This is a genomic window from Tritonibacter mobilis, assembly GCF_001681715.1.
Lineage (GTDB): Bacteria > Pseudomonadota > Alphaproteobacteria > Rhodobacterales > Rhodobacteraceae > Epibacterium > Epibacterium mobile.
Genome location: NZ_LNWY01000005.1, coordinates 16,701 through 31,865 on the forward strand (window position 1 = coordinate 16,701; position 15,165 = coordinate 31,865).

The 15,165-nt window shown below is 59.7% G+C and carries 13 protein-coding genes and 1 riboswitch; of the genes, 6 read left to right on the forward strand and 7 right to left on the reverse strand.

Annotation, left to right across the window (positions count from 1 at the left end; all coding sequences use genetic code 11):
* The first annotated feature begins 91 nt into the window (after positions 1 to 91).
* Positions 92 to 1,312, forward strand: a complete 1,221-nt coding sequence (locus UB90_RS04190; protein WP_065325285.1) for a Zn-dependent hydrolase — start codon at positions 92 to 94, stop codon at positions 1,310 to 1,312.
* Between the two features lie 6 nt (positions 1,313 to 1,318).
* Here UB90_RS04190 and UB90_RS04195 read toward each other — a convergent pair whose 3' ends face one another.
* The 6 genes from UB90_RS04195 to UB90_RS04220 form a co-directional block, all read right to left on the reverse strand.
* Positions 1,319 to 3,544: a Hint domain-containing protein gene (locus UB90_RS04195; RefSeq protein ID WP_065325286.1), complete on the reverse strand. Its 2,226-nt coding sequence runs from the start codon at positions 3,542 to 3,544 to the stop codon at positions 1,319 to 1,321.
* A 262-nt stretch (positions 3,545 to 3,806) separates the two neighbouring features.
* The gene (locus tag UB90_RS04200; protein WP_065325287.1) at positions 3,807 to 5,180 is read right to left on the reverse strand and encodes an aspartate aminotransferase family protein; all 1,374 of its coding nucleotides are present in this window, start codon (positions 5,178 to 5,180) and stop codon (positions 3,807 to 3,809) included.
* Between the two features lie 62 nt (positions 5,181 to 5,242).
* Entirely contained in the window at positions 5,243 to 6,718 is a 1,476-nt protein-coding gene (locus tag UB90_RS04205; protein WP_065325288.1) for an NAD-dependent succinate-semialdehyde dehydrogenase, read from the reverse strand.
* Positions 6,719 to 6,802: 84 nt separating this feature from the next.
* Positions 6,803 to 7,282, reverse strand: a complete 480-nt coding sequence (locus UB90_RS04210; protein WP_065325289.1) for an Lrp/AsnC family transcriptional regulator — start codon at positions 7,280 to 7,282, stop codon at positions 6,803 to 6,805.
* Between the two features lies 1 nt (position 7,283).
* The gene (doeB, locus tag UB90_RS04215; protein WP_065325290.1) at positions 7,284 to 8,276 is read right to left on the reverse strand and encodes a N(2)-acetyl-L-2,4-diaminobutanoate deacetylase DoeB; all 993 of its coding nucleotides are present in this window, start codon (positions 8,274 to 8,276) and stop codon (positions 7,284 to 7,286) included.
* A 143-nt stretch (positions 8,277 to 8,419) separates the two neighbouring features.
* Positions 8,420 to 9,439, reverse strand: coding sequence for a GlxA family transcriptional regulator (locus UB90_RS04220; RefSeq protein ID WP_005628121.1), 1,020 nt, complete (start codon positions 9,437 to 9,439; stop codon positions 8,420 to 8,422).
* Between the two features lie 201 nt (positions 9,440 to 9,640).
* A riboswitch (cobalamin riboswitch) is annotated at positions 9,641 to 9,832 on the forward strand.
* Positions 9,833 to 10,003: 171 nt separating this feature from the next.
* On the opposite strand from UB90_RS04220, the gene UB90_RS04225 reads away from it, so the two are divergent.
* The 5 genes from UB90_RS04225 to UB90_RS04245 all read left to right on the forward strand — a co-directional run bounded on the left by UB90_RS04225 (position 10,004) and on the right by UB90_RS04245 (position 13,955).
* Positions 10,004 to 11,011, forward strand: coding sequence for an ABC transporter substrate-binding protein (locus UB90_RS04225; protein WP_065325291.1), 1,008 nt, complete (start codon positions 10,004 to 10,006; stop codon positions 11,009 to 11,011).
* Entirely contained in the window at positions 11,011 to 12,051 is a 1,041-nt protein-coding gene (locus UB90_RS04230; protein ID WP_065325292.1) for a FecCD family ABC transporter permease, read from the forward strand. The genes UB90_RS04225 and UB90_RS04230 overlap by 1 nt, the downstream gene beginning before the upstream one ends.
* Positions 12,048 to 12,809, forward strand: a complete 762-nt coding sequence (locus tag UB90_RS04235) for an ABC transporter ATP-binding protein (protein WP_065325293.1) — start codon at positions 12,048 to 12,050, stop codon at positions 12,807 to 12,809. The genes UB90_RS04230 and UB90_RS04235 overlap by 4 nt, the downstream gene beginning before the upstream one ends.
* A gap of 11 nt (positions 12,810 to 12,820) precedes the next feature.
* A complete protein-coding gene (locus tag UB90_RS04240) occupies positions 12,821 to 13,243 on the forward strand; it encodes a pseudoazurin (RefSeq protein WP_065325294.1) in 423 nt (140 codons plus the stop codon).
* A gap of 169 nt (positions 13,244 to 13,412) precedes the next feature.
* On the forward strand, positions 13,413 to 13,955 hold the full coding sequence (locus tag UB90_RS04245) for a CHAP domain-containing protein (RefSeq protein ID WP_009177730.1): 543 nt from the start codon (positions 13,413 to 13,415) through the stop codon (positions 13,953 to 13,955).
* Positions 13,956 to 14,067: 112 nt separating this feature from the next.
* On the opposite strand, the gene UB90_RS04250 is transcribed toward UB90_RS04245, so the two are convergent.
* Complete coding sequence (locus UB90_RS04250) at positions 14,068 to 14,979, reverse strand: PRC-barrel domain-containing protein (protein ID WP_065325295.1); 912 nt, start codon at positions 14,977 to 14,979, stop codon at positions 14,068 to 14,070.
* Positions 14,980 to 15,165: the final 186 nt, after the last annotated feature.

The window sequence follows — 15,165 nt, forward strand, 5'->3', positions numbered from 1 at the left end:
ACCCGCCGCTCTTTTATCATGATAAAAACATAGACGGGAAAGCGGCGGGGGTATAGACCTCAATTCATCATGATAAATTGGGGATTGGGCCATGGATTGGGGACAGGAAGCACAACGACGCTTGGACAAGATTGCGACCTGCAGCAGCCCCGGCCCCGGCGTCACCCGCCTGCCCTATACACCCGAACACGCGGCCGCCATAGAACAGATCAGCGACTGGATGTGCCGTGCGGGCCTTGAGCCAAGGCTGGACGCGGCCGCCACGCTGGTGGGGCGCAGTGCGTCACCCTCCAATGGCGCGGCGGTGCTGATCGGCTCGCACCAAGACAGCGTGGTAGAGGGGGGGCGTTACGATGGCATCATGGGGGTGCTGATCGGCTGCCTCGCGCTGGAACGGCTGGCGGCAGAGGGCACGGTGCTGCCTTTCCCTGTTGAGGTGCTTGCCTTTGCCGATGAGGAAGGTGTGCGCTTTCCAACTGCGCTGATTGGGCCGCGCGCCATCGCAGGCAGCTTTGACCCAGAGGTGCTGGAGATGTGTGACGCCGATGGCTTGCGCCTGCGCGATGCGCTGGAGGATTTTGGCGGCAGACCGGATGATATCGCCGCAGAGGCGCGCGGCAAGGACGCCGCCCGCGCCTATCTGGAACTTCATATCGAGCAAGGTCCGGTGCTGGAACAGAGCGACGCGGCGGTCGGAATCGTCACCGGCATCTGCGGCATCGAGCGCAACAGCGTGAGCTTTGGCGGCGAAACCGGTCATGCGGGAACCGTACCAATGGAAGGGCGGCGTGATGCGCTGGTCGCGGCATCTGAGTTCATCGTGAAGGTCCATGATGCAGCTCGCCGTATCGACGGGCTGCGCGCCACCATCGGCACGCTGGCGCTGAAACCGGATGTGGTGAACGCCATTGCGCGGGATGCGACGCTGACGCTGGAAATCCGCGCTCTGTCCGATGCGGCGCGGCTGGAGTTTGCCGCTGCCGCGCAGGTTTGGGGCACCGAGATCGCTGGGACACGCGATGTAAGCTTTGCAATGTCGAAAACCTACGAGCAAACCGCCGTGCCCTGCGTGCCAGACCTGATCCAGACCCTTGAACAGGCCGCTCAGGATGCGGGCCAAAATGCGCCGCTGCTGCCATCGGGCGCCACCCATGATGCCTCTGCGATGGCGGACCTTTGTGATATTTCGATGCTCTTTGTCCGCTGCAAAGACGGGCTGAGCCACCGCCCCGAAGAATTTGCCTCTGCCGAGGACATGGGGGCTGCGATTGACGTGACCTGTGCCTATCTGCGCCGATTGGCGAAAGGCTAATCGGGGTTATGCGGCGAAACGCGCGCCCAGCGCCCGCAGATCGCGGCGTGTCAGATCGGTGCGCGCCAACTGGCAGTATTTGCTGGCGACATAGCTGCGCCCCAATGATCCACTGAGACGGCGCGCCAAGAACAGGTCTGGGAACACATCGAACAATTCCCGGCGATCATCATCTGCGAGACCGCGCAACGCCTCCGGGCCAGGCCAGAAGGTCTCTGTTGCGATCCCTTCGGCAAAGATGACCTGATGCGTTTCCGTCATCAGGTGGATGTAACTCACCCCTGTCTGCGGACTGCGGCGCGCGACACGGTCAGGCCGGAGCGCATGCAACAGCCGCGCGCGCACAAATGCCTCGTTCATATGACCGAGATCCCCCAGCCGCGGACGGTCCAACATAAATCGGTGCTGCGGCGAGATCATCAGGGGCCGGTCATTCGCAAAAAGGCCACCGGGGTGCAACACCAGCGGCATAAGGTGGGGTTGCGCGATGAGGTCGTCACCGCTCAGATCGCGTCGTCCAGTCCAGATCACCGGCTGGAGCCCATTGTCCGCCGTCTGCAGCAAATCCCCTGTGCGGATCTGCTCCACCGGGATTGCGCCGCGGGCCGTCGCGATGCGAATGCCCGGCGTAAAGCAAGGAATACCTGCCGCATAAAGCTGAGGTTGCGTGTTGATCATTGAGGGAGCAACGCCCTTTAGCACCAACTGCTCACCATCGGGGAAGGTGAGAACCGCGCTCCCCGATCCATCGTCGGTGACAATAACATCAGAGGCTGTCACCAGCCCGCCTGCACCAGACCCGCCGCTCAGCCCACTGACATCGATCTGATCATTGTAGAACCCATCCAGATCATCATCCGTGAGATCAAAATCCGAGATTGTGTCGGCCCCACCGGAGGTGGTCATCACAAAACGGTCGTCGCCACCCCCACCGGTGAGACTGTCATCGCCCGCACTGCCCGTCAGCGTATCGGCCCCCGCGCCTGCGTCGACATTGACACCGGTGCTGGACGCGCTTGCATCCAGACTGTCGTCAAAATCCGTCAGCCGCAGCCGTTCGATTTCCTGAAAATAGGCGGTATCGCTGCCGCCTTCGATGATGCCGATTTCTGCACCCGTGAAATTGACCGAAGCCCCGCTGCTCCGACCGGAGAGATCAACGAGATCGTCATCAACGCCGCTCTCCCCCCCGATGATTGTATCGACGCCCGAATTGTCAAAGATCTGGAAGGTGTCGTCATCGGCGTCGCCCTTCAGTTCGTCATTGCCGGTGCCGCCGATCAGGGTATCGGACCCCGCCCCGCCCTGAATGAGATCATCGCCCTCTTGGCCTGACAGATAGTCGTCCCCATCGCCGCCCTCGACTGTATCGGCGTCTGTGCCTGCCCAGATCGTGTCATCGCCATAGTCCCCATCAAGGGTGTCGGCGCCGGTTTCACCATATAGGACATCATCCCCATACATCCCGAGGACCAGATCATCGCCAGAGCCAGCAAAAACTGTGTCATTCAGGCCGGACGCGCCGAAACTCACGGTTGGGTTCGCGCCCCCTTGAATGGTGCCGAGGTACCAATCATCAGGGTGGCGCAATTCCCAGTTATACTCCTCATAAGTGCTCTGAGTCAGCGTGTCGCCCGGTTGGATGGTTGCGTAATATTGCAGCTGGCCAGCGCCATCTACCCACCACAGTTCAATCGGGCCGTCGGCAGAATTGGTGACGGTGAGCGACGTGGGTGTTGTGCCCGTTCCGGACGCTGCAGAAGAAAGGGTCGCCCACACATTGTCAGCATAAACCGAGTCGTTTCCCGCTCCCGCTAAAATGCTGTCTTGCCCATCCCCGCCCGCAAGATTGTCATTGCCTTCGCCGCCATCGATGGTGTCGTCACCCTGATCACCCGAAAGCGTATCATCTCCTCCTGCACCGATCAGACTGTCATCGCCATCGGATGCTTCGATGTAGTCACTCGCGTCATTGCCGGTGATGATATTGAAATCGTCCAAGCTGGTTGGGCTTCCCAAATTGGAATCAGTGCTGCCATTTCCATCTTCACCGACGCGATACCATGCCCCCCCGTCCCAGATTGAGATGATACGTGCCTCTGCATCAATGTTTACATAGTAGGTGCTTGGGAGCGCACGAAAATCCAGCCAATGGCCGTCGCTGGATTCAGATATAGAAGACCAGAATCCGGGGTCATTATAATTTGAGGACGTTACGCTATAGGTCGTCATTTGCTTCCGAATTCACACCATCAACACCACATAGACCGGCCCCCAAAGCAAGAGAGCCTGTAACGCGCGCGTGCTGAAATCTGGCTTTCGCGCGATGCAATTGAACCTAGAAAAGATGAATTAATACCGGCTCAAACCGACCGCAAAATCACCGGTATCATCATTAAATCAGCGCAAGGAATTGGTCTTTTCTTGAGGTGGGCAAACGGAAAACCGCCCACAGACATGCTGCGGGCGGCGCAATCGTGTTGAGGGGTTTGGATCAGCCCAGCACGGATTTGACCGCGCGCAGGGTGCCTTCGACCACCTGATCGGCCTCGGCGCGGGTCAGGCAGAAGGGCGGCGCAAAGCCCAGGATATCGCCCTGCGGCATGGCGCGCGCGATGATCTTGTCCTGTTCCAGCAGTTTCGCGGAAACCTGCGGGCCGATCTTGTCGGCGACGTCAAAGAAGGTGCGACTGTCGCGATCCTTCACAAATTCCACCGCGCAGAGCATGCCCTCGCCGCGTATATCGCCCACATTGGCGTGCGCGCCCAGCGCCTCGGCCATGGTGGCGTTGAGGTACGCCCCTACCTCGCCCGCGTTGCTGACAAGGTTCAGCTCGTCGATGAGTTTCAGGTTGGCCACACCCGCCGCCGCCCCGATGGGGTGCGCGGAGTAGGTCCAGCCGTGGCCGATGGGGCCGTTTTCATCGGTGCCTTGCTCCAGCACCTTCCAGACCTTGTCGCTGACAATGGAACCGGAAAGCGGCGCATAGGCGGAGGTCAGACCCTTGGCGATGGTGATGATGTCGGGCTCCAGACCGTAGTGGTCAGAGCCGAACATGGTGCCCAGACGGCCGAAGCCGGTGACCACCTCATCCGCAACCAGCAGAATGTCGTGTTTCTTCAGGACTGTCTGGATCGCCTCCCAATAGCCTGCGGGCGGCGGCACGATGCCCCCGGTGCCAAGGATCGGCTCACCGATGAAGGCCGCGATGGTGTCGGCACCTTCACGCTCGATCAGAGCTTCCAGCTCGGCCACGCAATGCGCGACGAACTGCTCTTCGGTCTGGTTCAGATCTTCGCGACGGAAATAGTAAGGCGCTTCGGTGTGGATCACCTGCTCGACGGGCAGGTCGAATTTCTTGTGGAACAGCTCAAGCCCCGTCAGGGAGCCGGTGACCAGCCCGGAGCCGTGATAGCCGCGCCAGCGCGAGATGATCTTTTTCTTCTCGGGGCGGCCAAGGATGTTGTTGTAATACCAGATCAGTTTGACGTTGGTTTCATTGGCGTCCGAGCCACCAAGGCCGAAATAGACCTTTGACATGTTCTTGGGCGCGCGATCCAGGATCATCTTGGCCAGCGTGATCGAGGCCTCGGTGCCGTGGCCCACGTAAGAATGATAATAGGCCAGCTCGCGCGCCTGATCGACGATCGCCTCGGCAATCTCCTGACGGCCATAGCCGACGTTGACGCAGTAGAGCCCGGCAAACGCATCCAAGAGCTTGGTGCCGTCGCGGTCCTCGATAAAGACGCCGGAGGCGGTCTTGATCACCCGGTTTGCGCTCTCACCGCGCGCGTGCTGCGCCAGATGGGTCGAGGGGTGAAAGAAGTTGTCGCGGTCCCATTGGTCCAGTTGATCGTTCTTCAGCATGATCTGTCCTTCCTATTTCCGTGCTCCACCTGCGGGGTGGAAAATCTCATCTCACTCAAGGGTTAAGCCCAGTCGCGGCAGACGTATTTGACCTCGGTAAACTCTTCCATGCCCAGCCGTGCGCCCTCGCGCCCCATGCCGGATTGTTTGGTGCCGCCAAAGGGGATCGGCGCACCAGTGACCTTGGTGCGATTGACCGCCACCATACCAAACTGCAACGCGCGGCTCAGGCGATAGATCCGGCGCGGGTCGTGGCTGTGCACATAGGCAACGAGGCCATATTCGCTGTCATTGGCACGCTGGATCACCTCATCCTCGGTGTCAAACGGCGTGATCGGCGCCACCGGGCCAAAGGTCTCTTCGCGCAGGATGGCCGCATCTGCGGGCACATCGGTCAACACGGTGGGTTCATAAAACAGCGGCCCCAGCGCGTGGCGTTTGCCACCACAAGCGAGGGTTGCTCCCTTTTCCAGCGCGTCGGCCACGTGGTGTTCCTGTTTTTGCACCGCTTTTTCGTTCATCAAGGGACCGATGTCGGGATCATCAATCCCCTTGCCCACAGTCAGCGCCTGCGTCGCTGCAACAAAGCGGGTGCAGAACTCGTCATAGATGGCGCGTTCAACAAAGATGCGGTTGGCCCCGAGGCAATCCTGCCCGGAGGTGGCAAATTTCGCCTTGATGGTCTCGGCCACCGCGCGGTCCAGATCGCAGTTCTTAAAGACGATCACCGGGGCATGACCGCCCAGTTCCATCACCAGCCGTTTGACCGTCTCGGCGGACTGGCGATAGAGCAGCTTGCCCACCTCGGTCGAGCCGGTGAACGACAAGGCCCGCACCCGCGCGTCCCGTGTCCATGGCTCAACCACCACTGGGGCCTTGCCCGTAACCACGTTGAACACGCCCTTGGGGATGCCCGCGCGTTCCGCAAGCTCGGCCAATGCCAGCGCGCTGAAAGGTGTTTCACCAGAAGGATGTGCCACAACGGTGCAGCCTGCCGCCAGCGCGGCTGCGGCCTTGCGGGTCAGCATCGCGGACGGAAAGTTCCACGGCGTGATCAATGCGGCCACGCCCACAGGCTCGCGCCACAGCTCCACCTCGGCATCGGGCAAATGGCTGGTGACGCCCTCGATATTGGGGCGTTTGGATTCCTCGGCATAGAATTCGACAAAGGCCGCGCCATACTCGATCTCGCCGCGCGCCTCTGAGAGGGGCTTGCCCTGCTCCAGCACCATCAGGCGGGCGAGGTCTTCTTTGTGTTCGATCATCAATTCAAACCAGCGACGCAGGATGGCGCAACGGTCCTGCGGCAGCATCAATGCCCAGCTGGCAAAGGCGGCATGCGCCGCATCCACCGCAGCAGAGGAATCCTCTGCCGTCATTGCGGTCACATCACCGATGAAATCCCCGGTGGCCGGGTCGTTCACAGCGACAACCTCGCCATTGGATGAGGCACACCATTTCCCATTTATGTAGGAAAACGAGCGCACTAGCGATTTGTCACTGATCTCCGCACGCGCGGACAGGGCCGATAACGACATATCTGCTCCTCCTGAAAGTCTCAGGAAGAGTGTGCAGGGAGTTTTCAGAAGATGTGACTGAAGTTTGCCGGGTGGGCAGAGGATTCAACTGCCCTGCAGCAGGATTTCGAGAGGCGGCACGCCCGCGCCCTTAACGGGTTTGGTCACAATATAGGTGAAATAGCGGCTTAGACCGATGCGCGCATCAAGCATCGCGTCGATCAGCCGCTGGTAAGCATCGATATCGCAAGTAACGATCTGCAACAGATAATCAAAGCCACCGCCCAGCGCCCAGCAGGCCACCACCTCATCATAGCGCTGCATGGCGGCCTCAAAGGACTGAAAGCTTGCCGCCGTGTGATCCGCAAGTTCGGCCGCCACAAAGACGGTCACGTGCGGTGCGATTTTCTTGAGGTTGATGCGGGCGTTATACCCCTCGATCAGCCCGGCCTTTTCCAGCTTCTTCAGGCGTTCCCAGCAAGGCGTGGACGACAGGCCCACCTGATCGGCCAGTGCTGCCTTGGTGATGCGGCCATCGCGGGACAGAATGCGGAGGATATCAAGGTCGCGCTGATCCAGATGCATGTCAGCCCTCGACCACACCGATCACGGCGGCGCAGTCACCGGATTTTATCATGCCGGGGAAATGGCGGCTGATCAGCACGCCACTGCGGCGGGCGCGGTATTCCACGGGGGCCTGCCCGGTGCGGTCGGGCGACCAGACGCGGGCGACCACATCGCCCTTTTGCACATGATCGCCAAGGTCGAGCATGATCTCAAAAAGACCGTCGTGCTCGCTGAACAGGAAACAATCCCCATCCGGCATATCGAGCGTCACACTCGGGTCAATCTGCATCTCACCCTGAAAAATTCCAAAGTGGATCAACACATTGCGCAGGCCTTTCTTGGCGATGGCATTGCTGCGCGCGGTGGACATGCCGCCGCCTCCCAACTCCGTGGTGACCAGAACCTTGCCCATGTCCTCAACAGCGGTGTCGTACATGCCTTCGCTGTCGATCTCCAAAAGTTGCACGGAGTAAGGCGCGTTAAAGGCCTGCATCGCGGCGTAGCAGGCCTCCTGAAGGCCCTTGTCCTCAAGGATATGCGCCGCAGCGAAGGGCACAAAATCCAGCGTTTTGCCGCCGGAGTGAAAATCCACCGCCACATCCGCCATCGGCAGGAGCGTGCGTTGGAAATAATCAGCAATCTTTTCAGTGACCGTGCCATCGGGGCGGCCCGGAAACGCGCGGTTCAGGTTGCCCCGATCAATGGGCGAGGTGCGCGCGCTGACGCGAAAGGCAGGATAGTTGAAATAGGGCACGATGATCAGCCGCCCGGTGACATCCTCGGCGCGTGTGGTGGCGGCAAGCTCTTGCAGCGCCACGGGGCCTTCGTATTCGTCGCCGTGATTGGCTCCGGTCAACAGCGCGGTTTTACCCGTGCCGTTCTGGATCACCGTGATCGGGATCATCACGGACCCCCACGCGCTGTCATCCCGGCTGTAAGGCAGCTTTAGAAACCCATGGTGCACACCGTCCTGATCCAGTGGAATCGTCGGAGAGATCGGATTGTCTTTCATCGCCTTGTCCTTTTGCCTGTCGGGAATGAAGCACCCTTCGCCTCAATTGCGGGGCCTCTCTCTATGTCACCAATACGAAGGCTGAGCGGGAATTCAAAGCCTTGTGTGCGCTCGCGCCATTCGCGCAGGTTGTTGCGCTCTCGCTAGTCGGAGCGCAGCCCTGCCCCCGCACGGTCGCGCGCGCGCACCTGATAGGGGGTCATGTTGTACTCACGCCGATAGGCACGAGAGAGCGATGTTGACGAGGCAAAGCCGCTGGCAAAGGCGATCTCTGCGATGGGAAGGTTCGTATCCGTGATGAGCTTGTTGGCCAGTTTCAGCCGCAACTGCATGTAGTGCTTGGCCGGGGTGGTGTTGAGATGCGTCAGGAACAACCGTTCCAGATGGCGCACAGAGATCCCGGCACGCTCGGCGATCTCAGCCGTCGGGAGCGGATGTTCGATGAACTCTTCCATGATGGCCATGGCACGTACCAAACGGGCCTCTAGGAGGTTGGTATTGCGGGCAGCCCCCTGGGGCTGTTCGCCAGAATAGCCCCGTGCGGTGTCGATCATCAGCACGCTTGCCAGTTCGGCGCAATGTTGCGGTGCGAGGATCTGCGACAGGTAGCGCACCACCAATTCGGCACTGTAACCGCCCCCGGCAGAGGTCAGGAGACCTGCGTTATCCTCCACCAAGCGATCTGTGAGCGTTGGGTATTCTCCGGCCTCCCGCAGCGCGCGCAAGTCTTGCCAATGGGTTGTGGCCGGACCCGACAAGGGCGCGGACCGGCGGATATAGGCGGTTGCCGCATCTGACAGCAAAAAGGCCGGGCGACGCAGCTTTTGCATTGCACGCGCACGCGCCAGCCAGCTGCCGCCGCTGCAGTTGCGCCCGCCGATGACAAAGAGCACATCTTGCAGATATTGCAGCCCAATTGCCGGTTCCGCCCGGATCATCATTCCCGCAGTGCCCGTCACGACACCCGGACTGTCAGAGGTGATCCGCCATGAAAACCATGTGCCTGCTTCCAGTGCATTTGCGGCCTCAAACACCGCAAGGATCGAGGACAGCTCGATATGCGAAAACCCCGGCTGCACAAAAATCTCAACCGTCAATCGCGGGTTTTCACCGCTGGCGTCAGGCGGTGCGCTGGGAGTTGAGGGCGTGGGATTTGCGTTCATATTGGATCAAGACCCTATCCGGCTCGGAAGCACCTCCACAAGTCATCTCGAGCCGCTTTCTCGCAGCAATGCGTCACTTCAGGATCAAGCCGGTTCAGACACTCTCTCTGCTGGGCTGGCGACACGGCGGGATCTTTTTGGCGTGCGCTTGCCCCTGCCCGAGGGACGGTGGGAAAGGCTATTGCCGAACGCTAAGATCCCCCTTAACAATCGCGCGTCGGTTTCCATTTGGAAATAATAGGGAATCCGCCACCATTCTTTGGTGAACCGGAACTGCCCCCGCAACTGTAGGCGCGGAGCGTCGGCGAACTGCCACTGCAGCCTTGGCTGTGGGAAGGCCCGCCGACACGATGAAACGCCAGTCAGGAGACCTGCCGACATCTGTTTTGCAACTTGGCTCGGACGGGGTGTCCGAGGAGGTGTCGAATGCACGTTGTCAGCAGCAAAGTTGACGCGGATCATAGCCAGATCAGGGATACGGGCCATTGCCGTCCGGTCGGTGGTCCAGTTCTGAAGCGGCATATCCTCTCTTTCTCCGGGTCCATCACATACCGGAGTTGATCCATGTATCCGAAATTCCTTCTGGCGAGCGCTCTTTGCGCCACCGGTCTTGGCGTTGCCGCGCAGGCTGACACCACCTATCCGCTCACGCTCGAAAATTGCGGATCGGAAGTCACCTTTGACAAAGCCCCCGAAACAACGGTGACCGTTGGTCAGGCCGCAACAGAGGTTCTGTACGCGCTGGGTCTGGGTGAAAAGGTCACCGGTACCTCGGTCTGGTTCACCAAGGTGCTCCCCGAATTTGAAGAACTGAACGCCGGGGTTGAGCGTCTTGCGGACAATGATCCCAGTTTTGAGAGCGTTGTGGCCAAGCGCCCCGGGCTGGTGAGCGTACAATATGAGTGGCATGTCGGCCCGCAGGGTATCGTTGCCACGCGCGAGCAGTTCTCTGACCTTGGCATCCCGACCTACGTCCTGCCTGCCGATTGTGTGGGCAAAGACAACACCAAGGGGTCCGATGGCACCCGCCTTGAGATGTATGAAATGAGCAGCGTCTATCGCGGCATCGAAGAGATGGCGCAAATATTCAATGTTCCTGAGCGCGGCACAGAACTAGTGGCGAGCCTCAAAGCCCGCGAAACCGCCGCGATTGAAACCGCCAAGGCGCTTGATCTGACTGATAGCTCTGCGGTGTTCTGGTTCTCTTCGGCAGAGATGGACATCGACCCTTACGTCGCCGGGCAAGCTGGCGCACCCGCCTATATGATGGAGGCCCTCGGCCTGCGGAACGTCATCGAAAGCAATGAGGAATGGCCGACCGTCAGCTGGGAAACCATCGCGCGCGCCAATCCGTCGGTGATTGTGGTCGCCCGTATGGAACGCCGCCGTTTTGAGGCCGACGATGTTGAGAAAAAGCTGGAGTTCCTGCGCACGGACCCGGTTGCCAGCCAGATGGATGCGGTGAAAAACGACCGTATCGTGATCCTTGATGCCCATGCGATGGATCCCTCGATCCGCAATATCTCGGCGCTGGAAACCCTGGCCGAAGCACTGCCCGCATTGGATCAGTGATGAGCGACGCGGCACTCACCCGCCCCCTGCATAGAGGTGTCACGCTGTGGGGCGTGCCGGGGATTGCCGTCTTGACGCTGGCCATTCTGGCCGGCGTCATTATTGGAGAGACGCCGCTGCCTATCCCCACGGTGGCGGCGGCGCTTGCCAATAACCTGTGGGATGCAGGCTATGTAATCGATCCCATTGATGCCGGTATCATCTGGAGCTACCGGCTCCCCCGGACCTTGGTTGCGGCGGCCTGCGGCGCAGGGTTGGCGCTTTCGGGCGTGGTGCTGCAATCGCTGGTGCGCAATGCGCTGGCCGATCCTTATTTGCTCGGTGTCTCCGCCGGGGCTGGCGCCGGAGCGGTCACCGTGACTGTCTTGGGAGTCGGCGGCGGCCTCTTGGGGATCTCGACAGGTTCTTTTATCGGCGCGGCATTGGCCTTTGGTGTTGTATCATTGTTGGCGCGCGCCGCCGGGGGTGGCCCCGCACAACTGGTTTTGGCCGGGATTGCCGGGTCGCAATTATTCAATGCGGTCACATCTTTTCTGATCGCCAAATCGGCAAATGCCGAACAGGCGCGCGGGATCATGTTCTGGCTACTTGGGAACCTGTCCGGTGTGCGCTGGCCGGATGTGTCACTCGCGGTGCCTACAGCGGTTTTAGGTTTTTTCGTCTGCCTTTGGTTCGCCCGAGCCATGGATGCGTTTTCCTTTGGTGCGACCTCGGCGGCCGCGTTGGGCATACCGGTGCGCCGGGTGCAAATCGCCCTGATCGGAGCTGTGACACTGATGACCGCCGCCATGGTGAGCCTTGTTGGGTCCATCGGTTTTGTCGGTCTCGTGATCCCGCACGCCATGCGCTACGTTGTGGGACCGCGCCATGTGCGGCTGGTGCCAGCGACCGCCCTTGCAGGTGCGGTGTTCCTGATCGCCGCCGATATCGCATCACGCGTGTTGATCCCCGGACAGGTGGTGCCCATCGGGGTGGTCACCGCATTGGTGGGCGCGCCCGGCTTTGCGCTGATCCTCATTCACAATCGGAGTCGGGTATGAAACTGACCGCCACATCACTGGGTTGGCGCGCAGGCTCCAGAGCAATCGTCGAAGATGTCTCTGTGCAGATTGAACCCGGAGAGACCTTTGGCCTGATCGGCCCGAACGGATCTGGAAAGTCGACTTTGCTAAAGCTGCTGGCGGGGCTTGCCAAGCGCGGCAAGGGCACGGTGCATCTGGACGACCGCCCCCTCGCGGATCTGTCCCGGCGCGAGATCGCGCAGAGCATCGCGTTTGTGGAGCAGATCGCGGACACCTCGGAGCGACTGACAGTCCGCGATGTTGTGGAATTGGGGCGCACGCCCTGGCTCTCGGCCCTCTCTCCGTTTGATGATCATGATCGCTCCATCGTGATGGACGCACTGCAGGCCGTGGACATGGCGGATATGGTCGATCAGGCTTGGGCGACCCTTTCGGGCGGTGAACGCCAGAGGGTTCAGATCGCGCGCGCCCTTGCCCAGCGCCCGCGATTGCTGATCCTGGATGAGCCGACCAACCACCTCGACATCCATCACCAAATGACGCTCCTGCAATTGGTCAGCCGTCTTCCGATTACCATTGTGATGGCGCTTCATGATCTCAATCAAGCGATGAACTGTGATCGGGTCGGGGTAATGCAATCGGGGCGACTGATCGCCTGTGGCCCGCCCGCAGAGGTGTTGACGCCGGATCGGCTGGCTGAGGTTTTCCGCATCCGCGCAACGCCGCTCTTTGATCCAACCGATGACTCCACCGTTCTTCATTTTCATTGCCTATAGGACTTAACGATATGAAATTTCACATGGTTTTTGCAGCTGCAATGATGGCCTCGCCTCTGATTGCCGAGACCCACGAGGTGCAGATGTTCAATCGCAACGAACAGGGTGCGATGATCTATCAGCCCGAGTATTTACAGATTGCCCCCGGCGACAGTGTGCGGTTCATCCCCACGCAACCCAGTCATAACGCGGCAACGATTGACGGAATGATCCCCGAGGGTGCAACACCTTTCAAAAGCAAGATCAACGAGGACTTCACCGTGACCCTGACCGAGAGCGGACGCTACGGCATCAAATGTTCGCCGCATTTTGCGATGGGAATGGTGATGGTGATTGATGTGGGCGACGTGGACGTCGCACAGGAGTTGCCCGAGGATTTGCCAAAACGCGCGATGCAGCGATTCCGCGACATTCTCGCTGTGGACGCCCAGTGATATTGACACCCCTCTCGATACCAAGTCGGGAGGGGTGACGAAATTGTTCCATGTTTTCTGAGTCATTGGCAAGAATCTGCCACCGCGCAACAGGCGTATTGGCACACACGGGTTTTTGACAGAATGTTACGGCGCTTCACGAACGTCAGAAACAACGCCAGAGATTCCCTTGCAGACCATTGCCCGCACCCTCCGCCTGAAATCGATTGTTAGTGGAATTCTTCTTATCGCGGCTCTGGGCCTGAGCGCCTGTGGCGAAGCGCCCGTTGGCGATGATAGTCAGATCGATCCAACCCGCCGTGCCTTTGCGATGCGCGAGGCGGAGAGCCTGCGATCCCGTGGGGCACGCGTCTGGTGTGTGCCTTTTGCGCGTAATCTCTCCGGTGTGGAAATTCGCGGCAATGCGCGGACATGGTGGAAACAGGCGCAGGGCCTGTTTGATGTTGGCAAATCTCCCTCTGTTGGCGCCGTCATGGCCTTCAGCGCCACGCCATCTATGCCGCTTGGCCATGTTGCGGTGGTCTCTGAAGTTGTTGATGACCGCATGCTGCGAGTCGATCATGCCAACTGGCACCGCAACAAGGTATCGCTTGGGATGGCCGTGATTGACGTTTCCGACAAGAACGACTGGTCGCGTGTGCGTGTGGAAAGCAACCCCGGCTCATTTGGCAGCGTCTACCCGATCAACGGGTTCATCCGCCCCAATTCCTGATCGCTGGGCTATTATCCCGGCAGAACAGAGAGAAGGCCCGCCAAAGACTGGCGGGCCTTTTTCGTCAACAGATGGCAAGGGCGCCATCACTACTCACTAACCAAGCGCGGGATTACCCTTCGTAGGCATCCATGCCCTTCAGCTTATCTTCGGTCATCGGTAGATAGACACGAACTTCGTCACCGCCGGTCTCATGCAGAACTTCGATCTGGTTCAGGTCCAGTTTTACCGGCTTTTCACCGATACCGAGGAAACCGCCCACATCGACGATGGCGTGGGTGATCTCACCCTTGTCGTTCATCACGAGGTCAGACACCTCGCCCATCCATTCGTCCTTGGCATCATAAGCGCGGGCACCGGTCAGCATTTCGGCGGTGAGCTTATCACCCTGCACGGTTTCAAAGCCCTCGCGCTGCATCTCGCCCATCTCGCTCTTGACCTCGGCAGTGGTCTCTTTGACCTCAGCGGTCGCATCGTTCACTGCTTCGCCAACATTGTCTGCTACGGCTTGGGCGGAGTTCTCAAGGTCCTCGGCTGTGTTTTCCACTGCAGTCGCGGTGTTATCCGCCACCTGCTCTGCACGATTGCCGAGATCGTTCATCGCGGTGTGCTCATAAGCTGGTGCATTCTTCAACTCAGCCACTTCCGCCTGCATCACCAAGAAATAGTCCGCGTCATCTTCTGCGGTGGCGCTGTCCGACACCATTTTCAGAGCATCCATGTCGACAGCGACCTGACGTTCACCGATGCCGAGGAACCCCCCGATATCAACCAGAACGGACTGGATGTTGCCATCGCGGCTCAGCACGATGTCATGCACTTCGCCGATGTCTTCCCAATCTTGCTGCACACCTTCATAGCCCTCAGGGTTGACCTCGGTGCTGGTGGTGTAGATGCGCTGGCCAATGAACTCGGAGGCTTGGATCGCCATTGGATCAGCTTCGGCCATAAACTTGTGATCATCCGCAAACGCCATGGTAGAAGTGGCAGTCAGCAGGGCGGTAGAGATCAGAAGGTTTTTCATCAGTACTCTCCTCATTTGAGTGTATTCAGTTGCGGCCGCTTACAGCCACACAACGAGAGCACCGGAGAAATTGTTCCTGTGTTTTTTGAGGTTTGTCAGAAAATTCTTATCGCGCCCTTTGTGAAAGACCTGAATGATCGCGCCGTCATAGCCTCCGCTCTGCACCCCAACGGCACACGCGCAGGA